This window comes from Aurantimonas sp. A2-1-M11, assembly GCF_036549475.1.
Taxonomy (GTDB): domain Bacteria; phylum Pseudomonadota; class Alphaproteobacteria; order Rhizobiales; family Rhizobiaceae; genus Aurantimonas.
The window spans coordinates 1-26189 of sequence record NZ_JAZHLI010000021.1 but is presented as its reverse complement, the minus strand read 5'-3'; the positions used below and the strand labels follow the sequence as shown (position 1 = coordinate 26189).

Below are 26189 nucleotides of genomic sequence, written 5' to 3'. Positions count from 1 at the left end.
ATGACCGTGGTCGTCGTTCAGCCGCCCTACACCACAGCCACCTGTGAGATTGTACAGGATGAGGATTGGCTTGATCCGCTTCCGCGCTTTTTGGAAGGCGATGAGCCAAGCGATCTGACCGATGTAACGATCGAGATTTTCATCCGGCCCGTCTACGACCACTCGGTGCTGATCAAAAAGCTATCCACCGAAGACGGCACAATCGTCATCGACGATGCAGCCGGTGGCCTCGCCAGCATCTACGTCGAGCGTGAGACGGTGATTTCCGACATTCCAATCGGCAAGTGGGATCACTTCTGCGTCCAGTCAGAGCCCTTTGGCACATTGGCTGGCGGGTTTCTTCGCCGCGAGCGCTTTCGCGGCCCTTTGATAGTCCACCCAGGTCGAGTCGCGTCCTAACCACCTCCTTCCAAAATGAAACTCTTAGACTCGCCCCGCTCGGGTCTTTCTACGCCCGGAGATCCGTATGGCTTACACCAGTGTGCGCGGCCCAGATATTGCTCTGCCAGCGCGAGGCCCCATTGGCGACGTGACACCTGCCGCTGCGTTGCTTCTGCAACAGTCGCTACAGGCAGTCGTCGACATAGGCGCTTCCGCCGTGCAGGCGGAAGAAGCCGAGGCCGGCGCGGTCACTGCCCGTATTGGCGCTGAGGCTGCGCGAGACGCGGCCACCATCAATGCCAACGTCTATACGGATATAGCGACTGGACGGGCTGCTGTGGCCGATGGCGTGCAGTTCATGGTGGTCTCGGGCAACGAGATTATTCGCTACCGACGCGACAGTGTATCGACCCAGACGGAAATGGCTCGTTATCCAACTTCGGATGCGCTGTCCGAATTGGATGTCGTTACCGGCAGAGTTGACACGTTGGAGAGGGTCTTTCCGGCAGAAAGCGATGCTCGGGGTGTTCTGGTAGCCTTCGTCGATGGCTATGGCTACGCAACCCTGCGGATTGACACAGGCGGCACGCTGGTTTCAGCCGCAGGAGAGATCGGGGGCGGCGCCGGGGTAGGGTCAACCGGCAACTGGCTTTACGAGCGCGATGTCATCGTCGTCGACGGTCAGTCGCTTGCGACCGGCGCTGGAGCCGTCGCCCTCAGCGTGTCTCAGGCTTACAATACCAGGATGCTCTCCGGCGGGGTTCGGACGCGCGCCACGACGCCATACACCGGCCAGACGCTGGCCCCGCTGGTTGAAGCTCTCGTGAGCGGTGAAGGCGAGACGCCCGTCTCCGGGATGACGGACGCGATCAACGAACTGGTTCTTTCGGAGAACGGGCTGAATTCTGATTCCAGCGGCTTTCAGATGGTCGGGATGGCGCCCGGCCAGGGATCAACCCCGATTGGCTCGCATCGGCTGGGATCGACGATTTTCACGAACGCGATGGCTGCGATCGACCGGATCGTCGCGCTCGGGGCTATCGACGGCAAGCCCACATCTCTGCGTTCGCTTGGGTGGGTCCAGGGCGAAAGCGACTACCTTAATTTGTCGACGCGGACCTCATACGCTGCGGCTATGGCTGACCTGCTTGCAGAATGGGACGCGGCTGTGAAGACGCGCACCGGTCAGGCACAAGACGTGCAGATGTTGAGCTACCAGACCTCGGGGCATAGCGCTTACGGGGTTGCAACGCCTTACATTGCGCTGGCCCAGCTCGACGCTGCAATCACGAATGATGACATCCATCTGGTGACGCCGATCTATCAGATGGACACATCAGACAATGTCCATCTGGACGCACCGTCCTATCGCTGGCTCGGCGCATATCTGGGGCTTGCCTATAAGCGGGTGATCATCGACGGCCTGTCTTGGCGGTGCCTGCGACCCCTGACGAAGGTCTCGCAAGGAACCTCCTGCATTGTCGAGTTCGATGTTCCGGCGGCGCCCCTTGTCCTTGATACGACTTGGGTCACCAATCCCGGAAATTTCGGCTTTCAACTTGTCGATAGCGGCGGGTCGCCGCTGACAATTTCGTCCGTGTCGCTTCTCGGGCCGACGCGCGTCAAGATCATCGCGTCGTCGACGCTGCCCGTCGGTTTCAAGGTCCGTTACGCATGGGGACCGGGTGGCACTTATGCCGCCGGCAGGACCACAGGCCCTCGCGGAAATCTGCGCGACAGTGCCGGTGATCGCGTCGTTTTCGACCCGAGTGGCATCAACAGGCCAATGCACAATTGGTGCGCCATTTTCGAAATCTAGGATCGGACGATACCATGCTTCTCTTCAGAGATCCGAATGCAAACTACTCGTCCAGTAACGTCGGTCGGTTCCTGAACCTGACGACCGACCGGGCAGGGCTCGTCGGTGAGTTCGCTTTCGGTCGAGACTTGGCGACAAGCCGCGTAAACGCGGCGACGCTGGCTTCGACAGATGCGCAGGCGATCGGATCGCCGGCCTACGGCGATCACAAGATTACGAACATCAACTATCAGAACACGCTTGACCTGATGGTGGGCGATGCCGAGAACATTACTGTGGCTGCGGTGTTTGCCTACGGCGGCAGCGCAAGCCGCATCTACATGGCAACAGGTCCCGGCGGCGTTTTGGGTCAGTTAGCGCTGTTTCAATTGAGCGATACCGTTCAGAGGCTGCAGGTGGCCACAAGCGCGGGCTCTGTGAGCGGACTTTCGATTGATCTAACAGGAGCCCCGGCAGCGCCTACGTCAGAGTTCAGGATGGTCTCTGGGCGAGTTGGCGGATTGGTCAATCCGAGCCTTGCTATCGACGAATTCAAAGGCGGCGTTCGGGTCAAAGGTAACACCGCCACCGGAACGGCTACGAGGGTCGTGGATACACGGAAGGTCGCGCTCGGAACACTGCGAAACTCCTCACTTGCAAATCCTTCTGACTTTGCTGCGGCGCTCGTTTGGCACCGGGTACTAACGGACTCCGAGCTGCTCAGCGCCTATGGCGAGGTCAGAACCGCGCTCGCCGTCTATGGCATCGCCTGCTAATTGAGGGCTTACATCCCGGAGCTTTAACTGAAAAATGTCCGCCCATAGAAGATAGCCGGATCCGTTCAGATGAAGGCCATCGAGCGAAAATTGTTCATCAAGGCTGCCGTTGGGGGCCAAGGAGGCATTGAGATCAACGAAGGCACACTTCTCAGTTTTGCATTTGTTTGAAAGTTGCGAATTGAGTTGCCGGACTTGTTCGTTAGTCTCTTCTGATCCGTCTTCAGACACGAGCAGGGTAGAGAACACGACCACCGCCGAACTCCGGGGCAGGGCGTCAACGATTGTCTCATAGCGACTGAAAACGTCGGATGCCGAAGCCCCGAGCAACCGGAAATCGTTTACGCCCAGCATGATAGCATAGACGTCTGCGTCGGTGGCGAGGATGGGGCCCAGCCGCTTCTGAACGCCCTGGGTTGTATCGCCGGATATGCCGCGATTGGCCACTCGAAGCCGAGGGAGTATCTCTGACCATTCCCCAAGAGCGGTTATGGAGTCCCCAATCATCGTAACTTCGGAACTGGCCGCCAGTCGTTCAAAGAGATCTGCCCGGTGCCTGTAAAGCGGCTGTGTCTCCCATGAATAAACACTTCCGGAAACAGATGACAGCAACAGCTGCGGCAAACGAAAATGCATCATTGCTGCGCCTGATAGAAAACTTGCGGCGAAAGCAATCGCGCCGAGGGTGACGAGCGTAGGTCTGCGCATCTGAGTGACTTCCCGTCAGCTCCTGTTTTTTCTGTCCGACCCATACCACAGAGCCTGTTTCGGTAAAGCCGGCGGTCTCTCGCGTGCCATGCCCGGCAAGCTGGCTGGCGAACCTCCGGTTCAGCGATCGAAGCGCTTACGCAGGTATGATTCCAATGAAAAGCATGTAGATGCACATTCAGAAATGGCGGCCAAATATGGAAAACGGAGGTGCGGTGACTAGCCGATCCTTGACCATAGCTTGGTCGCGAATGAGAAGGGTGTTGTGAATCGCAAAATCAGGCCGCACTTCTGACAGACGGCGTGTGCGGGGATCGTAATAAATTTTACGGAAGCCTGCCGCGGCCACCGTTGTCTCTAGCCAGGGCGTCATGGTCTCAATAGTTATGGCCTGCAATATTGGGTTCTCTAGAGTCCTAGTCGCCCCCCGCAGCACATTTTCTTCATATCCTTCGACGTCAATCTTCATCGCCGTAGGGCATCGACCATCCAGGACAGAATCCAGGCTGCGGACGGGAACTTCCCTTGTCGAAATTCTAGCGTCGCTAGTTATTTTATTTACTGGTCCTTGCCCGATCGTAAATCTGGCGTGGCCGCTTTCTGCGCCTAGTGCAATCTGGTGGACCTGAACCAGATCGTTCACGCCATTCAGCGTGACGTTCGTCGCCAGGTGTGCAGCGCTGACTGGGTCCGGCTCGAACGAGTAGGTCTTAGCACTTGTGACCTTCGAAGCGAGAATTGTATAGCTTCCAATATTCGCTCCGATATCGCAGAAGAGGTCGTCGGGGCGCAAGAAGTGAAGAATGAACCCCATTTCAGAGAATTCATGGATTCCGCAGTAAATGTTACCCGTAGCGCCATACATGCCTTTTCGAACAGCGAGCTTTGAGTCGCCAACCCAATCGAAAACTATCTCGCTCGAAGTCAACCGGCTTCTGCACTGCCACTGCCCAAGTCGCCACAACGCTCGAAAACGGTTGTCTCGGTTTATAGGGTGGTCAAACACGTAACGAAGTGTGTTGAGGCTGCCGGCAACTCGTTTTCGAAAAAGCATGCTCAACCTCTCCCGAGCGCCATCGTAGGGCTCCTGTCCGCAATGCGTGCCAGCCACCGAAGGGGATTTTCGCCCACTCTCCTAAAGGCTCGTTCGCCCGGCGCGTCTACCACCGACCGCACATCATCCACAATGGCCCGCCTCAAGCGGGCGCCACACTCAAACACCCACAGGAGAACCACCATGGACACGTCCGCACAGGGGCGCGCCTTCGTGCGCCTGCATGAGGGGAGGGGCTGATGGACCGCACCGTTCCGCTCGCCGCGGCTCGGATGCTCGACTTCGTGCGCGCCACGGAAGTCGGCACCGATGGCCCGTCCGGCTACAACGTCATCTTCGGCTTCAATCAGGACAAGCTTCCGAAACCCGTCACGCAGATGACGATCGACGAGGTGCTGGGGGCGCAGTCGTCCTGGTCGAACCGCTTCGGCTCGTCGGCCACCGGTGGCTACCAGTTCATGCGCGCGACGCTCACGGACTTGAAGCGCGAGCTGGGGCTGCGCGGGACGCAAATCCTCGACGCAGACCTGCAGGACCGGCTCGGCTTCCACCTGATGAAGCGCCGCGGCTACGAGGCGTTCATGGCCGGCCAGATCAGCCGTACCGAGTTCGCCAAGCAGCTCGCGATGGAGTGGGCATCGTTCCCGGTTCTGTCGGGTGTGCGCGGCCAGCATCGGCAGCTTGTGCGCGGGCAGAGCTATTACACAGGCGATCCGCTGAACAAGGCGCTGGTGAGCCCGGAGGAATTCGAGCGGGTCATCGACGAAATGAAGGAGCTCGGCGACGCCATGCCAGCGCCGGCTCCGATCCCTGTCCCACGTCCCGAAGTCATCGAGGAGCCAGTCATGCCTGCACCGACCGGACACAACGGCGGCCCGCCGCTCAAGCCTGACCTTTCACCGATCGAGCAGAGCGGCAAGGCAGTCGGCGCCGGTAAGTGGACCGCGATCGCTGGCGCCATCTGGACCGTCGTCGTCTCGTTCGACGTGCTGCCGTCCGACCTGAACACAGCCGAGGTAAGCGCGGCGGTCATGACGCTCGTCGGCGCCGCAGCGGCAGCCTTCGGGGCATACCGTGCGACCGACAAGCGGTTCACCGGGCCAGCATCGTGAGCGTGCTGCGCATTGCGTTCTGGGGCACGGTCGCTGGGCTGGTGGTCACGCTGGTCTGGTTGATCAGATCGCCTGCGGTGGCGCTATGATGGTTCTGCGCATCTACCGTGGCGTCGCCGACCACTTCCCGATCCGCGTGTCAGAGTGGGTGATGCTCTGGCCGGCGATCGGCATGTGGGCGGTCCTCCAGGTCATGCCCGACATGTTCACCCTGTCTCCGTCCTACAGCACGCTCGCGCGCTGGGCGACCGAACAGACCTGGGCGTGGGTGTTCGCCGGCTGCGGTCTGGTTCGGATGGCTGCACTGACCATCAACGGGACGTTCAAGGGCTTCGCCTTCTCGCCGCATATTCGCGCAGTCGCATCGATCATCGGCGTCGCGATCTGGTCGCAAGTCAGCCTCGGCTTCCTCCTGGCGGCCGTCAGCGGCGGTGGGGCGCTCTCGGGCGTCATCGGCTGGTCGACCATGGTGCTGCTCGAAATCATGAACACCTATCGCTCCTGGTCGGACGTGGGGAAAAATGCAGCGAGGCGGTAGGCATGGAGTGGCTGGCAGGAATCGACCTAGAGAGTCTCGCCAATGCCCTCGTCATCCTGATCGTCGGCCTCGCTGCCGGGCTCGGGTTCAAGAGGGGGAAAAGCGCACCGGAACCGACCAACCGAGCCGGACTTGAAGTGGCGACAGACTTCTTCGACAGCCAGGCGATCAAGTGCCTGACCACCGAGGTCACAGGACAGGCATACGCGACGACGGAGTCCGCGATGGCAGTGAGGGACCAGGCGGCCGCGACGCGGGCGCTCACGGCAGCGGTGGACGCGCATACCCGGGCCGTGATCGATCACAAGGAAGAGGTGCAGGAACTGCGCCACGAGATGAGCCGGCGGCGTTGACGAAGCTGCATTGCTGCAACCTTCTCACATCGATACTATCGCAGGCGCGCATCGTGAGTGCGTCAAAACCGGCCCGGTCGTTTCTTCAGTGGAGCGGCCGGGCTTTTTCGTTTCAGCGACCCGGCACCTTCGCCTGCACCCGCATCGACACATTCCGGCTGCGGCAGTCGGCGCATACGATCGGCGGCTTCCATCCTACGAACACCTGATCTCGGCCCCACAAATGGATCGCGCCGTCAAGATCAAGCCCGAGCTTTCGATTACAGTCGCCGCAATACCAGACGAGACCCATCTCGTTGTCGGCCATCTTGCCGAGGGTGTCGATGGTGTGCGGGTCCGGCGGCTGGACGGCATCGCCAGACCGCGGAGCGTCGCTCATTCCGATTCTTCGTCTTTCGTGGCGGGGTCCTTCATCGGGTAGCCCCTGCTTTTCAGCCCGGCCATGATCAGCAATCGGATGGCTTCGGCCTCTGAGCTGATACGCTCGCCATGCCGAAAATCCGAGATCCGTTTGACCAGTTCCGACGGCATCGGAATGATCTTCCGCGCATCCATGACTTTCGGCTTTGGCATCCCTGAACCTTCGACAGAATCTTCTGGCGAGGGGCTTAGCACCGTTTTTCCCTGACACATAACCGGCATATCCTGTGTATTTGACATATAAAACGCATATGATATGCCGCGCATCCTTGGGGCGCAACGCTCAGAGTCTGAGGTTCAAAGATGCGGGTATCGGTAATGGCGAACGGCCAGGCGGCTCATCCTTCACGCGACGTATTTGGGGGCAGTCTGCTGCCGCGCGGGGTGCGGATCAGTGCCGCGCCGTTTGGGGAAGACGATCGCCTGGAGGCTCTACAGGTAACAGCGGCGGACGCTGCGGAGGCTGCAGAGGCGCTTGACGGGATCGTACGCGCAGCGAGGGCGTCGTTCGGTACGCTGCACCTTTCGAGCGGCGAGACGGAAGCTCTTGTGCAGATGGCTCGCCGGGTAGCTGAGTTAGCGCGGGTGACACACAACGCTGCTACTGATCTGGCCCTCGACGAGCTTCAGCGGTAGCCTACATTTCCACGTCCGGCGCGCCCACTACGCTTCCCCTACAGGAGGTGAAGCGTTGCTGCCGTCGCGATTTGTTAACCAGCCGGCCCTTCTGCCTCTTGCAAAGTTAGCATCGTAGTTTTAGCAATAATAGCAGAACGGAATACCGTTCGTATTGCTAAGGGACGCGACCGATGCCACGGCGAGACATGAACTACCGCAATGAGGCGCCGTCAGGCAATCTGCCGGCGGACGCGACCCGCGATCAGATCAAGACGGAATTCGCGCGGCGGCTCCAGGCGGAACTCAATCACTTCAGCTGGACGCAGGCGGATCTGGTCAATGCGGCCAAGAAGCATGTTCCGGCAGGCCGCACGATCGAGGCCTACGACGTCTCGAATTATATCCGCGGCCGGTCGCTGCCGTCGAACTACAAGCTGAAGGCCATAGCCGATGCGCTTGGCAAGAAGGAGGACGAGCTCCTTCCAACGCGCGGGACGCCAGAGGTGCAGCGGGCCGTCTCTCCGCTTGAGATGCGCCAGCAGGAAGACGGCAATGTCTGGCTCAAGCTGAACCGGGCCGTGAGCTATCCGACGGCGCTCAAGATCATGGAGCTTCTGAGCGAGGAAGACGGCGAGTAGTGCGGCGGCGCCATCAAATTCCCCAACCGGAACAACGGCCCCGATTGAGCGCCGCACCTTTCTAAATCCCAAGCAAAATCAGCATCTTAGAGCGGCAATTCGCAATCCTGCCGGGGTCGCCACCACCTTTTGGAAGGCCTGCATTACAAGGGTTTGCGGGTGGGTGCGGGGCTAGAAGGTTTCATGTGCGGGGATAGACTGTTCACGTTCAGTCCCTCGGCGGCCTTCAAGGCCATCGCTCGCGCATCGGCCCGACGGGTGTAATGAGCCGCCATTCCAGGCGACGACCAGCCAAAGAACGAATCCAGCAGACGGTTGCTCGCGCCCCCCTCGGCCATGATCGTGGCGATGCGCTTGCGCAGGCCGTGCGCCCGCACCGGCAGGCCGGCTTCGGCGCACCATTCGGAGAAGGTGTTGCCGAAGCTCGCCGCGCTACCCCACGGCTGGCCGCGGCTGGTGACCAGGAATGCCATGTCGCCGGTCATCGTCGCGTCGATCGAGATCTGCAGCGGCGGCAGAATGGCGATGTAGATCGGGGCCGACGTCTTCTCCCGGCGATACTCGATCACCCCATCCCGGACGTGCTGGCGGCCGACCTTGATCGCGTCTGAGCGGGCGAGGCCGGTGAACAGCATCAAGTCCATCGCCAGGCGTTCCCGGGTTCCGACGGGATAGGCCTCGCAGTCGGCGATGATGTGCTCGTCGGCCCACGGCTGAAAGCCGTCGGTCCTTGGTGAGGGACGCTTCACATCCTTGGCGGGATTCGTCGCCATGTAGTCGGCGTCGACCGCCCAGTCGAAGAGCTGCGACATCGTCTTGAGGAAGGTGATGGCGGCGAAGGGCGTCGTCGCACGGCGGTCTCGTCCCGCGGCCATGGTCTGGCGGGTGATAGTCGAGAGCTTGAGGCTCCCGCCCGTCCTGCAGACGCTCTTGAGCACGTTGGCGCGCATTCGCTGTGTCGACGGCGCGATTGTGAGGAACGGTGCGCTCTGCATGTAGCGGTCGACCAGCCACTGAAGCGTGCCCGAGGCGGTGCGCTGGCGATCCTCGGTTTCCTTGGACCCGGTCAGAGCGCGCTCGTAGGCCTTGGTCCACTCGGCGGACTGAAATTCACCTGGCAGCCGGACGCGCGGGCCATCACCCCGCCGGAAGTACCAGACGATCTAGCCATGACGGGAGACTTCCCGCTGGACGAAGGGTGGGCGAGGGCGCGGCATCTTCGCCATCAGAGATAGCCTTGCTCGCCCGTGTCAACTTTCGTCTTCGGCTTGGGTGGTTCGCCAGGTCCCGCCGGCAGGAACCGGACGCGATCCTTCTCGGCGATGATTTCCAGCGTCACCCCGGCCGCCTTGGCGCCGCAGAGAATCGCCGCGACCTGTCTTTGCGTGGCTGCCAGAGGCTTCGCGCCCATCCGCTACTCCTCCCGCTTCCGGGCCCGCAGGCGCTCGATCTCATCCGCGGCATCGTCGCAGGTGTTGCGCCCTTCCGTTCTCGCGATGAGCCGGATCCAGTTCGCCTTATTGCGAAGCCGGGTGACGAGGTCGATCTCCGGGCCGGTCATCTGCGCCTCGCTGCAAGGATGATCTTGATCGCTTCGTCCTGCTGGCCGGTGACGGCATGACCGAGCCAATCGGCACTGTTCACGCTGGCGGGCAGAAGTATGGCGTCATCGCTCCGGTCCTGACCGCGGCCCAGCATGGAGGTTCACTCCGCGGCGCTGACGAGCCGATCCGCACTATCGCCGCCTCGGACAAGGACCAGCACGCGATCATCGCGCCGACGCTGGTAGCCCCGCTAAGGTTGATCGGCGATGCATCCAACGAAGTTCTCGCCGGGCTTGGCTGTGCACAATCTGGTCCTGCCAGTGAGGCGATCGTAGCGGAAAATCACGTCCTCCCGCATGCGGACATGCTCGTACCGGAAAAAGAACGCGAAAAGCGCAAACGACAGGACGATGACGACAGGAACGAAGAGCCGGCTCATTGCGAGACGATACCTCGACCGTCTCCTAAAATCGACATGACGGACCTTCGCACCTCGGTCGCCGGCTTCCTCGCCCAGCACAACAACGACAGCCGTCGCATCGGCGGCGTCAATCCCGGCCAACCGGCAGATCGTCCGGAGTCGACGATCACCGCCACCGGATCGCAGCAGGGCGTCGTCGCGGCGCATCTGTCGCATCTCTACACGTCGAACACGGCAGGAGGGCAAGGCGATGTCGAACGGCCGCTGAAGACCGTCACTGCCGGCGGCGGCCATGCCGTACTCGTCGCGGCCTTCATGGTCAAATATTACGGGGCCGGCATCGGACAGCCGGTCGATGATCCCTTTGCGACCGTGACGACCCGCGACCGCTTTGGTCTCGTGACGGTCGAGGTCGCCGGCGAGCCCTACATCATCACAGACATCGGCCTACGGATGCTGACGCCGCGCGAACTGTTCCTCGCCCGAGGCTTCCCCGCGGATTACCAGATCGACGACATCTCGTTCGTCGACCCCGACACTGGGCTCTCCCGTCGGCTGACAAAGAGCGACCAGATCTCGTGCGTCGGTAACTCCGTCTGCCCGCCGCTCGCTGCGGCCCTGGTCTCGTCGAACTGCGCGCACCTCGCCGCAGTGCCGATCATGGAGGCTGCGGAATGACCGCCCTCCGCCAAGCCAATACGAACACCCGTCCTGCGGTTTCCAAGCGGGAGGCGGCAGGCCTCTCGACACAGCCGATGCGTGCCGCGCGTGGGAACGGGTTTGCTCATTTGCCGCGGCAATCGGCTGAAGCCTGCGAGGAAGCCCCGACCCTGGCTGGGCCTCTCCGCCCACTGCATGAATCCCTGAACCGCGTCATCGAACGGCTGATCGATCTGAGAGCCGAGGACGATCTCGCGGGCGCCGGAACCTACACCCGCCCTCAATCTCCCCGCCCTGGCGAAAGGATCTGACATGACCAAGGCATCGAACGACGACGCGCCCGGCATGGGCCACAACAATTCCGACCTCACAGCCGACCAGCGCCAGGCTCTCGGCCGCATTCACCTCCGCGCCTACAAGAAGGCGATGGCGGCCAAGAAGCTGACCGACGCGGCGCTCAAGAACGTCTGCAAGGTTCTGAAGTCCGACCTCGGCGACCACGGCCTCGATCAGATCAAGGACATGATCGCGATGGAGACGCCAGAGGGCGAGGAGAAGGTCAGGGCCAAGCTCCGGGCCCGCGCCGAGGCCATCGCATGGTCCACCGATCCTGAGGGTCAGCTCGACATGTTCCCGGCAGGCAAGAAGCCGACGGACAGCCCGGCATTCCACGCGGGCAAGATCGCCGGCATGGACGATGAGCCCTGCAAGAGCCCGTATCCGGAGAACACCGCCGACGGCGAGGACTGGATCCGCGGCTGGCAGCGCGGGCACGGCGTGATGACAGAGATCGTCGAGAGCCGCGCTGAACCGGCCGCCGAGCTCATCAAGGGCAGCGACGGCGAAGACCTCGACGACGAGCAGGAGGCGCGTGATGGGGCACCTGTCCAAAGCCGATCGCAGCAAGCGCAACGCGGCGATCATCAAGGAATATCTGGCCGGCGATACTCCCCGCGCGATCGCCCAACGCCGCGGCATGGGAACGTCCACGGTGGACACGATCATTCGGGAGGCCGGCGTCACGCGGCACACCGAGCATGTCACGGATTACCCCGGACTGGTCGAGCGGTTCATGTCGCTCCGAGGCGCTGGCGTCACCATCATAGCGGCGACGGCGCGGGTGAACTCCGAGTTCGGCACCAGCTTTGCACACACGACACTGCGGGAGCACCTGCGGAAAGCTGACGAGGACCCGGCGCCGAAAGCCGCATCCGCCACTGCACCCGAGCCGAAAACCGAGATCCACTTCGACGGCTTGATCATCCGCAAGATGCAGGTCCGCGTCCCTGCGCACGACAGCCGGAATGGCTACGCCATGATCTCCCTGCCGGCTGTCGGAATGGCGGGTATGGCGGCATGAATTGCCACCCTTACACCTCAGGCCGAAATGCCGATCTGCTCGCTTACCTCGATCGACGGCGTGAGCGTTTTGGGTTCATCCCAAATGTCGTTGAACTTGGCGAATGTGATCAAGTTCTTCTGCACCATGGATGCCGGCTTGTAGCCAGCTTGAACATCGTAGCAGGCGCGAAGGAGCGCCTCCGCTCGCACGTCGTGCCTGCTTCCGACCCACGGGACGAGAAAATCGAGTGCGTCAGGAACGCTCCGGATTACCAGGGCGAGGTGCTTTCCGTCTCTGATGAAAACCGGCGTGTCGAACATTTCCACGAACATGGATGTCCTCCTCCGATTGAGCGTTCTCACCATAGGTTAACACTGCGACAGGCGGAAGACGGACCCTGCTTCCGGTGCGCGGATGTCGCCCTGCGAGAGGAGGTTGACCCGTGTTGATCCTCGGCCTCGACGGCGCCCAGTGCACGGGCTTCGCCTATTACGACACCGAGCGGTCGCTCTCGTCCATCCGGGCCGGGCTGATCCGGGCCTCCGGAGAGAGCTACGAGGAGAAGGCGATCGATCTGCATCGCAAGCTCCTCATCATGCTTCGGAAGGATCGTCCGGACTTCGTCGCCATAGAGAAGCCCTTGCGAGCCCAGCCCGGCGGCAAGCGCGTCCAGACGTTTATGGGCGAGGCCGAGGAAGTAGCGGGCGGCTCGGGCGTGAACGCCGTGATCTCGTCGAACCAGATGGCAGGGGAATCGCATTTGGAAATTTTTGTAGTCTGATTGTTCACTTGCGTTTGCGGTTGCGATGGATTCTTCGCTTGGCCGGCGGATTTTCGCCGTTGGGAGGAGCGGGCGAAGGAGCCGTACTTCCTCGGCCGGGCCATGCTCGCAGACCATGCCAGGAGCAGCCTACGATGCTCCAGATCGGGGACGAAGTCGATCAGCCATTCGTGCATGACCTCGTGGGACCGGGAGATCGCCAGAGCGCTCGGGCGCCAGATGTTCGGGACCGGATCGTTCTCGCTGCCGATCGATTGCGTGGCGGGCCAGAGGGACCGGACAGCGGGCGGGCATTCCAGCCGGGTGCTAACCTGCTCGTCGGTGTCGATCGCTTCCACGAACCGGGCTTTGACGACGATCATCATGTCGGCGATCAGGGCCGCTCCTCGCCCATGTCGTCATCGCGCCTGGCGAATGACGAGAACAGCGTGAACTCGGGTTCGAACTTCACCATCCGGGACAGGTTCGGGGTGCCGCGCCGACGCTTGTGGTTGATCACCCACGCCTTGCCACGGGTCTCATCGATCAGCCCCGTGAGCCGCGCCTTCTCGTCGGCCTTGGGCTCGATATCCCGCATGTCGGTGTAGAGGGACTCGGGCCGGTACAGGCTGAAGAACGCATCGAGGTTCTGCTTCACCCCTCCGCCGCCATAGGCGTCGCTGTGGATCGGCCGGGGGTTCTTCCGGCCCTTCCAGTCGTTGTTTCGCTGGATGAGGATGACGATCGCCACGCCGTGCTTCTTGGCGATGGCCTTCAGCCCGCGATAGAGCCCGTTCACTCGCTCCGCGAACATGTCGCCCGGCCTGCCCGGCAGCGTGATCATCTTGGCGTGGTCGACGATCGCGAGCTTCAGGCCGATCCGCTTCTTGAGGCTGGCGACGGTGGCGCCGATTTCCTTGAGGCTGGCGTCGTCGAAGGATTCGATCAGCAGCGTCTTCCGAGATGTCTTTCACGCCGCTTGCTCTCCGAATAGGTCTCGATCGTATGCTTCGGCCTCGAGCCGGGATTGCAGCGCGAGGAACAGGTAGGAAAGCAACGTCGCCCGCACTGGCCAGGGACGCCGGAGGACGGCCTCCCGGCGCATCTTGTTGAGGTCGATGGTGTCGAGCGCGTCGAACAGGTCTGACGCTCTCTCCTGCCATTCTGGGCGCTGTATGAGCACGTCGGACAGGGCGCCGATGGTTTCCGACCAGAGGGCGGTCTTGTTCCTGCCAGACTGCCGGATGAGCCGCAGGACCATGATCAGGTGCCCGTCGCCATAGGCGTTGCGGATCGAATGGCACATGCCGCGGGCGTGGCTTTCGGCATCGGCTTCCGACCGCCGCCGCCTCACCGGAATGAGCCGGATGCCCAGTCCGTCGAGGAGCGCGTCAAGGCGACCCTTGGGGCGAGACGTCATCCTGCCCGGGTGAAAAGAAGACGCGGCTCTTGGTCCGGCTGTCACTGGTTACGGGCTTGGGCTTCAATAGCCTCCAGCCGCCGGACGTCGGCATCCTCGGAGACTTCGGTGTCTTCGCGCTCCTGCGCCAGAATATGAGCTTGCTGTGGCTTCTCGCGCCCGACTTGGGCTGCAAGCTCGGAGAAGGTCGGAAATTCCCCATTGGCCGAGCGCCTGTTGGCCAGGCGGAGGTAGCGGAGCGGGAAGGCGATTGCATCGGCATGGGCCGGGCTCAGTTCGGTCGGGCGCCTAGGATCTGAGAGCAGTGCTGTTTCGGCATGGCCTAGGGCATCATCGATCTCCCCCTCGGCCAACACCTGTTTCTGTCGGAGCGCAGTCATCAGGGCCGAGACCGCAACGTAAAGGCCTTCGAGCTGCAGGTTTGCGGTGTTCATAAGGAGTTCCTCGATTTGGAAGATGCCTTCGGGCGCGCCCTAAGCTGTTCGAGTCTTCTTGCTCGGACGCACACGGTCGATCGTGCGTCGAATGGCTCTCTTCAGGGGTCGCTTGGACAACATCGGATTTAGGTGACCGCGTAGGATCTCCTCACCTATTGCCGCTTTCTCCTCCGAGGTGAGGTCGCGACCACGCATTCGAGCCGCTTCGATTTCCCACTGCTTTGCTACCGGCTCGGACATTTGGCATTCCTTCTAATGTGAACGAGCAGGGTGAATGGCACAACCGCGCGACAGTTCCGCCGGTGTGCTGAAGTGGAGCAGTCGAAGAAGCGCAGGACCGCCGGCGGCACAGAGCAAGCGACATTCACAGACAACGGAACCGGAGCGTGCGCCGAACCTTCCTCAATCTGCAACAAGAGGAAGTTACGATGTCCGATATCAACAAAACGAGTAGGGACGGTGCCCAGTACCGCGAGGATGGGTCGAAGATCGCCACTGAGGACAGCCCGTCCGGTGAGACGGAAACTGAGAACGTACAGCGGGAAGAGAGCAAGCTGCCCAATAGTGGCCGTTCGCGGGAATATGACGAATCTGACGATAGCGACATCGCGGCGCCATCGCCTCCTACTGGAGCGTAACTGCTCGTCGCACTCATCCCGCTCATAGAGCCGCAGCGCGTCTCAGCCCCGTCCGCGGAAGCAGGCGGGCTTCGTTGTTCTGGAGGCCGCATGCACCGCTACCGCAACCGCCGCCGGAGCATAGACGCGCTCGGCGCACTGGTCGCGCGCCTCATCATTCGCTCGGCTATCAGGAAAGGTCCTTAGCCTCGACCCACGGCTCGAGACGATGGAACAGGGCGCGACAGGCAAGAGCAGTGCGATGATCTGCACCCTTGCGCTTCATCAGCACCACGGCGTTTGCGCTGACGCCTAGCAGGCGACCGCAGGCGGCGTCGGAACGTGCAAGGCCTGCCGCTCTCATTGCGGCAAGCCATTCGGCAAAGGCAGTGGCGGTCATCGTCAAATCCTTCTGGAGATGGCGTTGACAGACTACCCGAACGTCAAGCTGGATTGTACTAAAATCTTGCTCGGTATCTAACTAAGCTGGATCCTATCCATGTCAGGCTGCAAATCACGCGCTGCCCGCCGCCGGCTATGCCAAGGGCGGCATCAAGGGCGCGGTGAAGACAATCCCGAGCGTGGGGCGGCATCTGGCGACCAATCCGCCGAAGCTGAGAGGGAGCGAAGATGGCGCGACCAAAAATTGACGCACATCACCTCGTCTTGGAAAACCGTTCACGCATGTGGCCGCTGATGTAGCCTACGACCCCTATCAGAAGCAGTGCGAGGGGGATCGCTCCCGGCTCGCTCTCGACCACCACCATCATCACTAAAAGAACGAGCCCGACAGCACCAATTCCTAACGCCACAAGCTTCTGCGTCTTGGGTTGCATGACAGGAGCTCCCTTGGGCGCTAGGGCCATCCGATTGGTGCGGCCTCTTGTCTTTTGGTTCGAGAATTCAAAGGTAATCAAACATGGCGCGTGGCGGAAAGCGACCAGGCGCCGGTCGCAGGCCGGGCTCGTCCACGAAAATCAATGCGCAGCAGAAGCGGACGCTAACCGAGATCGCTCGGGATCACACCGAGCAGGCCATCGGCGTCCTGACCTCGATCATGAGCGATACCGACGCACCGGCAGCGGCGCGGGCCACAGCAGCCAACAGTGTGCTCGACAGGGGCTGGGGGCGGCCGACGCAGGATCATCGCCATGGGGTCCGACGGGCGGCGCTATTCCCACCATCGACGTCACCAAGCTGAAGGGGATGACGGACACGGAGCTCGAAGCCCTTGAACGTGCACTTGTCCAGATCGGCATTGTTGACGGCGATCCGAGCCGAGAGGGAAGCGAGGAAGACTGAGGAGGACCGGGCGGCCGAGCGAGAACATCTACTGGGCTCGCATCTCGATTTCGCCCGGAAGTTCTTCGTCGAGAAGGAGGGCCAACCATTCTCGGTCGCGGCGTTCCACCAGGTCATCTGCGATGCGCTCGACCAGGTGTTCACCGGCGCCATCCGCCGGCTGATCATCAACGTGCCGCCGGGCTACGGCAAGACCGAGCTCGCGGTGGTCAACTTCATCGCCCGCGGCTTTGCGATCAACCCGCGCGCCCGGTTCATCCATGCCAGCTATGCGCAAGCGCTGGCGCTCGACAATTCGTCCAAGGTGAAGGACGTCATCAATCTCGACGGCTACCAGGCACACTGGCCCGTCAGGATGCGGCTGGACACGAACGCGAAGGGGCTGTGGCGGACCACTGATGGCGGCCACCTTCGCGCCGCGGCGTCGGGCGAGCCGATTACGGGCTTTCGCGCAGGCATCCTGGCCGAACCGGGCTTTACCGGCGCCCTGGTGATCGACGGCCCGCTGAAGCCGGACGACGCCTCGTCAGACACGACGCGGAAGTTCATCAACGAGCGGTGGGAGAACACCTTCCGGTCGCGCCTGGCACATGAAGACGTGCCTGTGATCGTTATCATGCAGCGGCTGCACGTCGACGACTTCACCGCGCACCTGCTGCAGGATTCGGGCGAGCACTGGCACCTGCTGAAGCTGCCGATCCTCATAGACGGCGAAGACGAGCCGCCGGCGGGCGACGTGACCCTGCTCCGCCACGGGCTGCCGAACGGGCCTCTCTGGGCCGGGAAGCACACGATCGACCCAATCAAGGTGCTCCAGAGTTCGCCTCAGGTCTTCGCTGGCCAGTCCATGCAGGATCCGGTCGTTGCCGGTGGCAACCTGTTCAAAACGGAATGGTGGGGCCGCTACGAGAACACGCCGCCGCTGGCCTGGCGCGGCATCTACGTTGACACGGCCCAGAAGACCAAGGAACGCAACGACTATACCGTGTTCGAGCACTGGGGCGCGGGCAGGGACGGCAAGGCCTACCTGCTGGACCTCGTTCGCGGGCGGTTCGAGGCGCCGGAGCTGGAAAGCACGGCGATCGCACTCTGGACCGCTGCAAGGCGATGGACGTGGGCCGGCATGGGCACCTGCGCAAGATGGCGATCGAGGACAAGGTTTCGGGCACGGGGCTGATCCAGTCGCTGCAGCGCAAGTCGATCCCGGTCATCGCGATCCAGCGCGAGAAGGACAAATACACCCGCGCGCTCGACGTCGTTCCGTCCTGCGCATCCGGGCTGGTGGTGCTGCCGAAGTCGGCGCCGTGGCTCAAGGAATTCGAGGCCGAGGTTGCCGCGTTCCCCGATGGGTCGTTCGATGACCAGGTCGACCCGTTCATCGATGCCGTCGGCGAGATGGCCGGGCACAGCACCTACTCGCTCGACAACGTCAGGTAACCGATGACCGGCACCCAGTTTCAGACGGATAGCCTTCTGGCGCTGACCTCCGGCATGGGGGATCCGACCCGGGACAAGGCGGCCGGAACCTACTACGGCCCGTCGTTCCTGACGGACGAGCAATTGCTCTACGCCTATCAGGGGTCATGGCTGCCGCAGAAGATCGTCAACATCCCGGCGATGGACTCGATCCGCAAGGGCCGGGACTGGCAGGCCGACAACAAGCAGATCGAGGCCATCGAGGCCGAGGAAAAGCGGCTCGGTCTGTGGCAGAAGCTCCTCGACGCGCGCATTAAGGCGCGGCTGTGGGGCGGCGCGGCAATCTACATGGGAACGGACCAGTCGCCGGAAGAGCCGTTGCGTTTGAACGGGATCGGCAAGGGCGGGCTGAAGTATCTGACGGTCCTCTCGCGCCGTGAGGTCATTGCCGGCGAACTGAACCAGGACGCGCTGGCGGAAACCTATGGGCGGCCGAAGGACTATCAGGTCACCGGCGCCACCATGTTCGCCAACATCCACCCGTCGCGTCTGGCGGTGTTCGTGGGGCAGCCGCACCCGGACGTCTGGCTTGCGAAGGGCCCGAACCGCGGCTGGGGCGAAAGCTCTCTGCAGGCGGTGTTCGACGCGATCAAGAACGCGGACAGCACAGCGGCCAACATCGCGAGCCTGGTGTTCGAAGCCAACATCGATGTCTTCGGCGTGCCGGACTTCATGTCGATGGTCGCCGACCCGGATTACCGCAGCCGCTTGCTGGAGCGCTTCACGCTGGCGAACGTCGGCAAGTCGGTGAACCGGATCCCTGATCCGGGACGCCAACGAGACCTACGACCGGAAGCAGATCAGCTTCTCCCAGCTGCCCGAGGTGTTGCAGCAGTTCCTGATCATCGTCTCAGGTGCGGCCGACATTCCGGCCACTCGCCTCCTGGGGCAGTCGCCTGCCGGCATGAATGCCACCGGCGAGAGCGACATGAAGAATTACCACGATCGCATCGAGAGCATGCAGAAGCTGGAGCTGCAGCCGGCGATCTACACGCTCGACGAGGCGCTGATCCGCTCTGGCATTGGCTCCCGCCCGTCGGAAATCCACTATGAGTGGTCGCCGCTTTCGCAAATGTCGGAGGCCGAGAAGGCGGACGTCGCGCTGAAGAAAGCGCAGGCGTTCCAGATCGACATCAACTCTGGCGTCATGCCCGACAGCGCGCTCGCCAAGGGCCGGCAGAACCAGATCATCGAGGACGGGCTGTACCCCGGCTTCGAGAACGCACTGGACGAAGCCGAAGGCGACGCGATCGACTTCAGCGAGAAGGCGACGGCGGCGGAAGAGGCGGCACGGGCTGCACAGCAGGCGCCGGGCAATGTGACCCGGATGCAGGCGGCGGCGAACGATGCGGCGCCCCGGACGCTGTATGTGCGGCGGGATGTGGTGAATGCGGCCGACATCACGGCGTGGGCCAAGTCTCAGGGCATGACGGACATCGTGCCCGACCTGCACGTCACGATCATCTACAGCCGGCAGCCGCAGACGCTGACCTCGACCGTGCGCGCCGGCTGCGCCTTCATGGGCGTCATCGTCTACGCCATGCTCACGACCGGCTTCGGGATATCGTTCATCCTGACCGGGCTCTTGTCGACCGGCCTCTGGGCCTACTTCATGCTGTCGATGCTCGCCCTCTACAGCCTCACCCGGATTCTTCACGACAAGGGGGCCTGTGGCAATGGCGGCACCTACGGACCCTGATTTCCTCAATCAGTTTGGGGTCTACATCGGCGGGTTCCTCGCAGCCGTCATCACTGGCATCGTCGCCAAGCTGAGTCTGAAGAGAGGCAAGGCAGCAAGCGAGACAGAGACCTACACCCAGGTGGCCGGGGCGCTGGTCGATAGCTCGTCGGTTCGGGATCTGGCCGCGTCGATCGAGGCGATCAACCTGACTCTCCTGACGATCCACCGGGACAGCGAGACCGTCGGCAAGGCGCGGGTGGAAACCCTCAAGGCCATGGTCGCCGCGGTCGAGGCCCTGTCGGCCAACGTCAACCGCACCAACGTCCTCACCGAGCGCGAGGAAGAGGACAGGGAGAGGCGGGAGCGGGAGAAGACCGAACGCGAGCGGGACGCCTACAAACACCGCACGGAAGAACTGGAGGCCGAGCTGCGCAAGCGCGGCGGCCGCGACTAGCCTTCACCCGTCATCATGGACCTATCCGGCCCCGCTGCCCTTCGTGGGTGGTCGGGCCTTCTGTCGTTTCAGCTCTTTGCCAATCGATTCATTGTGCGGACCTAGCGGAACTGCCGTCTCAGGCTCCACGTTGTATGCCCACGTCCACAATGGGAGGAAAATCATGAACTGGGATCAGATCGAAGGAAAGTGGAAGCAGTTCAAGGGCAGCGCGAAGGCACAGTGGGGCAAGCTGACCGACGACGATCTCGACCGGATCGAAGGGAACAAGGACATGCTTGCCGGACGGATCCAGGAAGCATACGGCGTCGAGAAGGAAGAGGCCCACCGGCAGGTGGATGAGTGGGCAGCTGGGCGCAGCGATATGTAAGTCATCCGCCTGAGTGAGCATCATGCCCTGGCTGCCTCAACAGGTGGTCGGGGCTTTTTTGGTTTCAGCTATCCGTTAGCCTGCTCGCAACGGGGGTGCCGACCTTCTGGATCTTGCGAACTGACCATCTGGCCGAGCCGCCGCGTCTCCTGGGGGCGGCGGCTTTTTCTTGCTTCGCCCTATCTCTCCGGCATGTGCAATATCTATTCCATCACCAAGGGCCAGACGGCGATCCTCGAGTTCACCCGCGCCATGCGGGACAGAACGGGTAATCTGCCGTCGCTGCCCGGCGTCTTCCCGGACTATGCCGCACCGGTTGTTCGCACTGCCGCCGATGGCGAGCGCGAGCTGACGATGATGCGCTGGGGCATGCCGTCACCGCAGTTCGAGCTGAAGGGCCGCAAGGTCGACAGCGGCGTCACCAACGTCCGCAACGTGAAGTCGCCGCAGGCGTTCGCTGGGATCTGGACAAACTGGACGAGCGTGCGGAAGACGAAGGAGGGGGAGGTGAACGCCGACCTTTACGGCTTCCTGACCACCGATCCCAATTCGGTCGTTGCGCCAATCCATCCGAAGGCGATGCCCGTCATCTTCACAGAACCGGAGGAAATGGACGTCTGGATGCGGGCCGAGTGGACGGAGGCGTCGGCGCTGCAGCGACCGCTACCGGACGACGCGCTGCAGATCGTAGCGCGCGGTGACCGGAAGGACGGGGAAGTGGCAGGCTAGCGCAGGGAAAGAGAAAGATGCCCCCCCGACAACGGGAGGGGGTAAAGCGCGCATCATCCCGTTTACACGTATGCCCAGCGACCTGCACTCCTCCGCGCGGTAACGCGCTTCAATGTCTAACTGGCTCTATTGGTCCTGCAGCTATTTCTTCTTTGTGCTCTTCGCTGGGGCGGACGGCTTTATAGGCCCGGCTGGCAATCCTTTTGTGCTGGGGGCTGACGCGTTTGCCTTTTCGACCACCTTCTTCGGCTTTTTCTCTTCACGACTTCCCTTACCCATGCTCGTCCTCCCGGCTGCAAAGTGGGCTAGCATGGCACGAAATTCCGAGGAGCACATTAGGGAATGAATATGCACCGCTTGCGCGACTTGCCGCGACGGATCATGAATTCGCGAACCCTTTACCCATGCCCCGTCGCCCCGGCACCTTCGCCTGCACTCGCATGCTGATGTCCCGGCTGCCGCAGCCTATGCATTTCAGCGGCGGCGCCCATTGCACGAACACCTGATTCCGGCCCCATCGATTAATGGCCTCGTCGAGGGTCAGGCCAAGCGTGCGGTGGCAGCCATTGCAGGCCCATACCAACCTGTATCGCGACAATCTGGATGAGAAGCGAGCGACGATCTGGGTGAGAGATCCGGCGTCGCGGCGATGTAGATTGTTGCCGTCGGTGGCGCCGATGGCAAGGGCCGTTCAGGTTGATTGACGCGGAGCGACAATCATTGTGCTGTTTTGGGAGTGGCGCGTTGAGGTGGTCTGCCAGGACCGCGGCGGTTCTCGATAGCGGTTCTGCGTCTGTAGCTCTCGACGTTCATCTCGAAGATGGTCGCGTGGTGAACCAGACGGTCGACCGCGGCGACGGTCATGGCGGCATCTGGAAAGATCCTGTTCCATTCTCCAAAGGGCTGGTTCGCGGTGACCAGCAGGGAGCGCCGCTCGTACCGGGTGCTGATGAGTTCGAACAGCACGCTGGTCTCGGCCTGGTCCTTTGTGACGTAGGCGAGATCGTCGAGGATCAGCAGATGATACTTGTCGAGCTTGGCAATGGCCGCTTCGAGGGCGAGTTCGCGGCGGGCGACCTGAAGCTTCTGGACGAGATCGGTGGTGCGGGCGAAGAGGACCCGCCAGCCGTTCTCGACGAGGGCCAGGCCGATGGCGGCCGCCAGATGCGACTTTCCCGAACCGGGCGGCCCGAAGAGGATCAGGTTGGCGCCGTTATCGAGCCAACTGTCTCCAGCGCAAAGTGCCATGACCTGTGCCCTGGAGACCATCGGCACGGCCTCGAAGCTAAAGCCGTCGAGCGTTTTTCCGGTCGGCAGACGGGCATCGGCGAGATGCCGCTCGATGCGCCGCCGGGCTCGTTCGGCGATCTCGTGCTCGGCGATGGTGGCCAGGAAGCGGGCGGCGGGCCAGCCCTCCTTGTCGGAGCGTTCGGCGAACTGCGCCCACAGCATCTTGGTGGCCGGGAGGCGCAGTTCGTTCAACATCAGCGACAGGCGTTCGACGTCGACGGAGGAGACGGTCATGCGACATCTCCCGCGGCGGGGCCGAGCAGCGCCTGATAGGCTTCGAGCGGAACGACCGCGACGGTGATCTTCGGCAGGCTGGCAGGATCTGGCGTGAAGCGCGCCCGCAGACGAGCGATGTCGGGCAGACGCCTGGCCTCAAGATCTGCATGAAGGGTGGCCGCAAGCTCGCCTTCGCAGGCGCGTTCATGGGCCAAGGCCAGGATCTCGACCATGAGGCGGCAAGCCTGACGCTCGACAAGCGCCTCGATCAGGACCTCGAAGGTTCGCCGGTAGGCGTCTCGCGGAAAGAGCTGGTCGCGGTAGACCAGGCCCAAAAGCGCCATGGGCTTCTTGCGCAGGGAATGGATCACGTGCCGGTAGTCGACGACGTGACCGTGCTTGCCGTTCGCGCCAGGCCGCCCGCGGGGCAGCGTCATCAGCGGCGTCGCGCCGAGGAAGAGGTCGAGACGGTCCTCGTAGAGACGGACCCGCAAACGTTGGCCGACGAGCCGGGATGGCACTGAGTAGAACACCTTGCGCAAGGTGAATCCGCTCGAGCTGGTGACCCGCACCACGGTCGCTTCGTAATCCTCGGTACGCCGGTCGGGAAGCTTGTTCAGTTTCGCCCGCTCTGCATCGATCAGCTTGGCACGGCGGGTGTTGTGGCGGCTGACGATCTCGTCGATGAAGCGGCGGTACTGAACCAGATCGGCGAAGTCGCGCGAGGCGCGCAGCAGAAGAGCATCTTCGACAGCCCGCTTGAGATGCCCGTGCACGCTTTCGATCACCCCGTTCTCATGGGCGATGCCAGGGTTGTTACGCGACGGCTCCATCCGGTAATGGGCACAGAGCGCGTCGTAGCGGCAGGTCAGATCGTCCCGGGCGTTGCGATCGAGATTGCGGAAGGCGGCCGAGAGGCTGTCGCTGCGGTGCTCGAACGGTGCCCCGCCCAACGACCACAGGGCATTTTGCAGTCCCTCGGCCAAGGCCACATAGCTCTCACCGCCGAGGATGACGTGGGCATGCTCGAAGCCGGAATAGGCCAGCCGGAAGTGATAGAGCCGGTGGTCGAGCGGCTCGCCGGCGACCGTCACGCCCAGATCGGCCATGTCGGTGAAGTCCGACAGGCCGAGCCGGCCCGGTTCGTGGATCTGACGGAAGATCACCTCCTGCTCCGGACCGTGGACCGCCCGCCATTGGCGGACCCGCCGTTCAATCGTGCGGCGGATGCCGGCGCCAAGATCCGGATGGCGCCGCAGCATCTCCTCGTAGACGGCAATCGATCGCAGATGCGGCGCTGCGGCCAGCATCGGCACGATCTCGGCTTCGAAGACATGCTCGAGCGGATCGGGCCGTCGCCGCGTTCGCGGAGCCCGTTTCGTGGAGGGAGGTCGAGGATCGGCCTCGATCCGGTAGCCGCTGGCGGTGCTGAAGCCGGCCTTCGCGGCGGCGATTGGCGTATTGTCGGTTTGGCGCAATGTCATGAAGAGCCTCATTTGGTGGTCGGTGATCTGTCGGCCGGGCATGGCGGTCCTCATGACGTGAAGACCTATCCATCGCCCGGTCGGCACGGCCGCCAGGGCGGCACGAACCCGAAAGTTCGCGCCATCGCGGGCTCGGTTCCTCCGGTCGGGCTACGCCCTCCCTTCGCAACCGAGCCCGCGAAGCTCTCTCATCTTGATTGTCGCGTGTTCTCACCCTGATTGTCGCGCCGCACCAACCCATCTCGTTGTCGGCCAGCTTGCCGAGCGTGTCGATTGCGTTCGGGTCAGTCATGTCCGGAGATCTGGGCTTGCCGCCTCTCGATCAGCTTTTGATAAAGCGCGATCGTCTTGGCGATCTCATCCGCAGTCTGTTGTGCGCCGCCTCTGTCATCCGCCCAGTCGAGAGAAAGCAGCCAATCCCGTTGCTCCTGAAAATGCTGCATCCACCTTGTCAGGTTTTCGACGCGCTCATCAGGCATAAATCCCACTCCCGGCTCACCACGTTCCAAGCATCTGCCACGTCAGCATAGCCGATGGCGCGGAGCAATTGGTCGATGACTTGGGTGCTGTCGGATCTGGCCGCAGGAGGTGCAGTTATATCACCCGCCACTCCGCCTCGGTCAGATCTCACTGGTGATCCGCCGCTCGGCGCCTATGTGCTCGCGAGCGGTCGGTCCATATGACTTTCTCCATATCGGCTTGAGCAATCTTTCGGAAACATACGAAGTTCGGCCGCTCAACCCATTCGAAACGGCCTCTTAGCTGAGGAAGAGCATGACAAGACGGTCTTTGCCCGGGCACATAGGGTTCATTCCAGACGGCAATCGACGCTGGGCAGGCGACCGGGGCCTGTCAAAAGAAGAAGGCTATCAGTTCGGGCTTGATCCTGGCCTTGCCCTCTTCGAGCTCTGCAAAAGCCGAGGCATTTCGGAGGTTTCCGTTTACGGGTTTACCCAGGACAATACCAAGCGACCTTCGCCGCAGGTCCAGGCATTCCGTGCGGCCTGCGTAGCTTTCGTAACAGAAATCGCACGTAGGGGTGCAGCCGTGCTGGTCGTGGGGGATGACAAATCCCCCCTGTTTCCCGGTGAGCTTCAGGCCTATCGAACCCGTCAGGGCGAAGGCATCAAGGTCAACTTCCTGGCGAACTACGGTTGGGAGTGGGACTTAGACGGCCTTAAGGAAGGGCAGATTCGCTCCAGTGATGTATCCAGACTGGATTTGATTGTTCGGTGGGGCGGCGGTCGCCGGTTGAGCGGTTTTTTGCCGGTGCAATCAACTTATGCCGATTTCTATGTTCTCGATGAACATTGGCCCGAATTTCGGCCGGAGCACTTCGATCGTGCATTGGCTTGGTTCAAGAAGCAGGATCGGACCCTCGGCGGATAACAGCAACACGCCATGGGTCCTCGCTCGTCCTGGAACTACCTCTTGGAGCCGTTAAAATATTGGCGGCTCAACCCTAATTGGGTTGCGACCCAGGGCAATCGGGTGAAGAAGGTGATGACAAGCGGCTGAAGAGCTGAATCTTTCGAACTCCTCTGATTCTTGCGGGAGGAGATTTCGATGGTGGAGAGCGATGGCGATTTT

The 26189-nt window shown here is 62.2% G+C and carries 35 protein-coding genes and 1 pseudogene; 19 read left to right on the top strand and 17 right to left on the bottom strand.

Going from position 1 to position 26189, the window contains the following annotated elements:
* The 3 genes from VQ042_RS11520 to VQ042_RS11510 all read left to right on the top strand — a co-directional run bounded on the left by VQ042_RS11520 (position 1) and on the right by VQ042_RS11510 (position 2955).
* Positions 1-399: a hypothetical protein gene (locus VQ042_RS11520; RefSeq protein ID WP_331819308.1), complete on the top strand. Its 399-nt coding sequence runs from the start codon at positions 1-3 to the stop codon at positions 397-399.
* A 67-nt stretch (positions 400-466) separates the two neighbouring features.
* Positions 467-2200: a sialate O-acetylesterase gene (locus VQ042_RS11515; protein ID WP_331819306.1), complete on the top strand. Its 1734-nt coding sequence runs from the start codon at positions 467-469 to the stop codon at positions 2198-2200.
* A 14-nt stretch (positions 2201-2214) separates the two neighbouring features.
* Positions 2215-2955 (top strand): hypothetical protein, encoded by a 741-nt coding sequence (locus VQ042_RS11510; protein WP_331819304.1) that lies wholly within the window; start codon positions 2215-2217, stop codon positions 2953-2955.
* On the opposite strand, the gene VQ042_RS11505 is transcribed toward VQ042_RS11510, so the two are convergent.
* Positions 2881-3663, bottom strand: coding sequence for a GDSL-type esterase/lipase family protein (locus VQ042_RS11505; RefSeq protein ID WP_331819302.1), 783 nt, complete (start codon positions 3661-3663; stop codon positions 2881-2883). The genes VQ042_RS11510 and VQ042_RS11505 overlap by 75 nt on opposite strands.
* Before the next feature lie 178 nt (positions 3664-3841).
* A complete protein-coding gene (locus VQ042_RS11500) occupies positions 3842-4717 on the bottom strand; it encodes an FkbM family methyltransferase (protein WP_331819300.1) in 876 nt (291 codons plus the stop codon).
* A gap of 239 nt (positions 4718-4956) precedes the next feature.
* Here VQ042_RS11500 and VQ042_RS11495 point away from each other — a divergent pair, with 239 nt between their 5' ends.
* The 3 genes from VQ042_RS11495 to VQ042_RS11485 all read left to right on the top strand — a co-directional run bounded on the left by VQ042_RS11495 (position 4957) and on the right by VQ042_RS11485 (position 6720).
* A complete protein-coding gene (locus VQ042_RS11495) occupies positions 4957-5829 on the top strand; it encodes a hypothetical protein (protein WP_331819298.1) in 873 nt (290 codons plus the stop codon).
* Positions 5830-5914: 85 nt separating this feature from the next.
* Positions 5915-6367, top strand: a complete 453-nt coding sequence (locus VQ042_RS11490; protein ID WP_331819296.1) for a hypothetical protein — start codon at positions 5915-5917, stop codon at positions 6365-6367.
* A gap of 2 nt (positions 6368-6369) precedes the next feature.
* Positions 6370-6720: a hypothetical protein gene (locus VQ042_RS11485; protein ID WP_331819294.1), complete on the top strand. Its 351-nt coding sequence runs from the start codon at positions 6370-6372 to the stop codon at positions 6718-6720.
* A 112-nt stretch (positions 6721-6832) separates the two neighbouring features.
* On the opposite strand, the gene VQ042_RS11480 is transcribed toward VQ042_RS11485, so the two are convergent.
* Both VQ042_RS11480 and VQ042_RS11475 read right to left on the bottom strand, forming a co-directional pair.
* Positions 6833-7099, bottom strand: a complete 267-nt coding sequence (locus tag VQ042_RS11480; RefSeq protein ID WP_331819292.1) for a hypothetical protein — start codon at positions 7097-7099, stop codon at positions 6833-6835.
* Positions 7096-7380 (bottom strand): hypothetical protein, encoded by a 285-nt coding sequence (locus VQ042_RS11475; RefSeq protein WP_331819290.1) that lies wholly within the window; start codon positions 7378-7380, stop codon positions 7096-7098. Before VQ042_RS11475 ends, VQ042_RS11480 begins: the two co-directional genes overlap by 4 nt.
* 584 nt (positions 7381-7964) lie before the next feature.
* Here VQ042_RS11475 and VQ042_RS11470 point away from each other — a divergent pair.
* Positions 7965-8396 carry a hypothetical protein gene (locus tag VQ042_RS11470; protein WP_331819288.1) on the top strand — a complete coding sequence of 144 codons (432 nt, stop codon included), beginning with the start codon at positions 7965-7967 and terminating at the stop codon, positions 8394-8396.
* Between the two features lie 143 nt (positions 8397-8539).
* On the opposite strand, the gene VQ042_RS11465 is transcribed toward VQ042_RS11470, so the two are convergent.
* From VQ042_RS11465 to VQ042_RS11450, 4 genes are all read right to left on the bottom strand, one after another.
* Entirely contained in the window at positions 8540-9208 is a 669-nt protein-coding gene (locus VQ042_RS11465; RefSeq protein WP_331819286.1) for a tyrosine-type recombinase/integrase, read from the bottom strand.
* Positions 9209-9621: 413 nt separating this feature from the next.
* Positions 9622-9807 carry a hypothetical protein gene (locus VQ042_RS11460; RefSeq protein WP_331819284.1) on the bottom strand — a complete coding sequence of 62 codons (186 nt, stop codon included), beginning with the start codon at positions 9805-9807 and terminating at the stop codon, positions 9622-9624.
* Positions 9808-9810: 3 nt separating this feature from the next.
* On the bottom strand, positions 9811-9957 hold the full coding sequence (locus VQ042_RS11455; protein ID WP_331819282.1) for a hypothetical protein: 147 nt from the start codon (positions 9955-9957) through the stop codon (positions 9811-9813).
* On the bottom strand, positions 9954-10094 hold the full coding sequence (locus VQ042_RS11450) for a hypothetical protein (RefSeq protein ID WP_331819280.1): 141 nt from the start codon (positions 10092-10094) through the stop codon (positions 9954-9956). Before VQ042_RS11450 ends, VQ042_RS11455 begins: the two co-directional genes overlap by 4 nt.
* A 321-nt stretch (positions 10095-10415) precedes the next feature.
* Here VQ042_RS11450 and VQ042_RS11445 point away from each other — a divergent pair, with 321 nt between their 5' ends.
* Together VQ042_RS11445 and VQ042_RS11440 are read left to right on the top strand one after the other, a co-directional pair.
* On the top strand, positions 10416-11039 hold the full coding sequence (locus VQ042_RS11445; RefSeq protein ID WP_331819278.1) for a hypothetical protein: 624 nt from the start codon (positions 10416-10418) through the stop codon (positions 11037-11039).
* A 294-nt stretch (positions 11040-11333) separates the two neighbouring features.
* Positions 11334-12206: a hypothetical protein gene (locus tag VQ042_RS11440; RefSeq protein WP_331819276.1), complete on the top strand. Its 873-nt coding sequence runs from the start codon at positions 11334-11336 to the stop codon at positions 12204-12206.
* Between the two features lie 192 nt (positions 12207-12398).
* Here VQ042_RS11440 and VQ042_RS11435 read toward each other — a convergent pair whose 3' ends face one another.
* Entirely contained in the window at positions 12399-12695 is a 297-nt protein-coding gene (locus tag VQ042_RS11435) for a DUF982 domain-containing protein (RefSeq protein WP_331819274.1), read from the bottom strand.
* Between the two features lie 110 nt (positions 12696-12805).
* On the opposite strand from VQ042_RS11435, the gene VQ042_RS11430 reads away from it, so the two are divergent.
* Positions 12806-13144 carry a hypothetical protein gene (locus tag VQ042_RS11430; protein ID WP_331819272.1) on the top strand — a complete coding sequence of 113 codons (339 nt, stop codon included), beginning with the start codon at positions 12806-12808 and terminating at the stop codon, positions 13142-13144.
* 373 nt (positions 13145-13517) lie between these two features.
* Here the strand turns inward: VQ042_RS11430 and VQ042_RS11425 are convergent, their stop codons facing one another.
* From VQ042_RS11425 to VQ042_RS11415, 3 genes are read right to left on the bottom strand one after another with little or no spacing between them, the layout of a single operon-like run.
* On the bottom strand, positions 13518-14075 hold the full coding sequence (locus VQ042_RS11425; protein ID WP_331819442.1) for a DnaB-like helicase C-terminal domain-containing protein: 558 nt from the start codon (positions 14073-14075) through the stop codon (positions 13518-13520).
* Positions 14076-14093: 18 nt separating this feature from the next.
* Positions 14094-14543 (bottom strand): hypothetical protein, encoded by a 450-nt coding sequence (locus VQ042_RS11420; protein WP_331819270.1) that lies wholly within the window; start codon positions 14541-14543, stop codon positions 14094-14096.
* 41 nt (positions 14544-14584) lie between these two features.
* Entirely contained in the window at positions 14585-14977 is a 393-nt protein-coding gene (locus tag VQ042_RS11415) for a hypothetical protein (RefSeq protein ID WP_331819268.1), read from the bottom strand.
* Between the two features lie 431 nt (positions 14978-15408).
* Between VQ042_RS11415 and VQ042_RS11410 the strand changes: the two genes are divergently transcribed.
* Complete coding sequence (locus tag VQ042_RS11410) at positions 15409-15618, top strand: hypothetical protein (protein WP_331819266.1); 210 nt, start codon at positions 15409-15411, stop codon at positions 15616-15618.
* A 169-nt stretch (positions 15619-15787) separates the two neighbouring features.
* Here VQ042_RS11410 and VQ042_RS11405 read toward each other — a convergent pair whose 3' ends face one another.
* Together VQ042_RS11405 and VQ042_RS11400 are read right to left on the bottom strand one after the other, a co-directional pair.
* Positions 15788-15997: a hypothetical protein gene (locus VQ042_RS11405; RefSeq protein WP_331819264.1), complete on the bottom strand. Its 210-nt coding sequence runs from the start codon at positions 15995-15997 to the stop codon at positions 15788-15790.
* 256 nt (positions 15998-16253) lie between these two features.
* The gene (locus VQ042_RS11400; protein WP_331819262.1) at positions 16254-16433 is read right to left on the bottom strand and encodes a hypothetical protein; all 180 of its coding nucleotides are present in this window, start codon (positions 16431-16433) and stop codon (positions 16254-16256) included.
* Positions 16434-16858: 425 nt separating this feature from the next.
* On the opposite strand from VQ042_RS11400, the gene VQ042_RS11395 reads away from it, so the two are divergent.
* From VQ042_RS11395 to VQ042_RS11365, 7 genes and pseudogenes are all read left to right on the top strand, one after another.
* A complete protein-coding gene (locus VQ042_RS11395) occupies positions 16859-18076 on the top strand; it encodes a hypothetical protein (RefSeq protein ID WP_331819260.1) in 1218 nt (405 codons plus the stop codon).
* Positions 18040-18336 (top strand): phage terminase large subunit, encoded by a 297-nt coding sequence (gene terL, locus VQ042_RS11390; RefSeq protein WP_331819258.1) that lies wholly within the window; start codon positions 18040-18042, stop codon positions 18334-18336. The genes VQ042_RS11395 and terL overlap by 37 nt, the downstream gene beginning before the upstream one ends.
* A 3-nt stretch (positions 18337-18339) precedes the next feature.
* Positions 18340-19068, top strand: a pseudogene (locus tag VQ042_RS11385) (anti-CBASS protein Acb1 family protein); the annotation flags it as partial.
* 67 nt (positions 19069-19135) lie between these two features.
* Positions 19136-20074 carry an anti-CBASS protein Acb1 family protein gene (locus VQ042_RS11380; RefSeq protein WP_331819440.1) on the top strand — a complete coding sequence of 313 codons (939 nt, stop codon included), beginning with the start codon at positions 19136-19138 and terminating at the stop codon, positions 20072-20074.
* Positions 20052-20510, top strand: coding sequence for a hypothetical protein (locus VQ042_RS11375; protein WP_331819257.1), 459 nt, complete (start codon positions 20052-20054; stop codon positions 20508-20510). Before VQ042_RS11380 ends, VQ042_RS11375 begins: the two co-directional genes overlap by 23 nt.
* A 163-nt stretch (positions 20511-20673) precedes the next feature.
* Positions 20674-20880, top strand: coding sequence for a CsbD family protein (locus VQ042_RS11370; RefSeq protein WP_277022580.1), 207 nt, complete (start codon positions 20674-20676; stop codon positions 20878-20880).
* Positions 20881-21072: 192 nt separating this feature from the next.
* Positions 21073-21609, top strand: coding sequence for an SOS response-associated peptidase family protein (locus tag VQ042_RS11365; RefSeq protein ID WP_331819249.1), 537 nt, complete (start codon positions 21073-21075; stop codon positions 21607-21609).
* 717 nt (positions 21610-22326) lie between these two features.
* Here the strand turns inward: VQ042_RS11365 and istB are convergent.
* The 3 genes from istB to VQ042_RS11350 form a co-directional block, all read right to left on the bottom strand.
* Positions 22327-23133 (bottom strand): IS21-like element helper ATPase IstB, encoded by an 807-nt coding sequence (gene istB / locus VQ042_RS11360; RefSeq protein ID WP_331819246.1) that lies wholly within the window; start codon positions 23131-23133, stop codon positions 22327-22329.
* Complete coding sequence (istA, locus tag VQ042_RS11355) at positions 23130-24641, bottom strand: IS21 family transposase (protein WP_442880070.1); 1512 nt, start codon at positions 24639-24641, stop codon at positions 23130-23132. Before istA ends, istB begins: the two co-directional genes overlap by 4 nt.
* Positions 24642-24883: 242 nt before the next feature.
* A complete protein-coding gene (locus VQ042_RS11350; RefSeq protein WP_331819244.1) occupies positions 24884-25078 on the bottom strand; it encodes a hypothetical protein in 195 nt (64 codons plus the stop codon).
* A gap of 295 nt (positions 25079-25373) precedes the next feature.
* Here VQ042_RS11350 and VQ042_RS11345 point away from each other — a divergent pair, with 295 nt between their 5' ends.
* Positions 25374-25988, top strand: a complete 615-nt coding sequence (locus VQ042_RS11345) for an undecaprenyl diphosphate synthase family protein (RefSeq protein ID WP_331819242.1) — start codon at positions 25374-25376, stop codon at positions 25986-25988.
* The last annotated feature ends 201 nt before the right edge of the window (positions 25989-26189 follow it).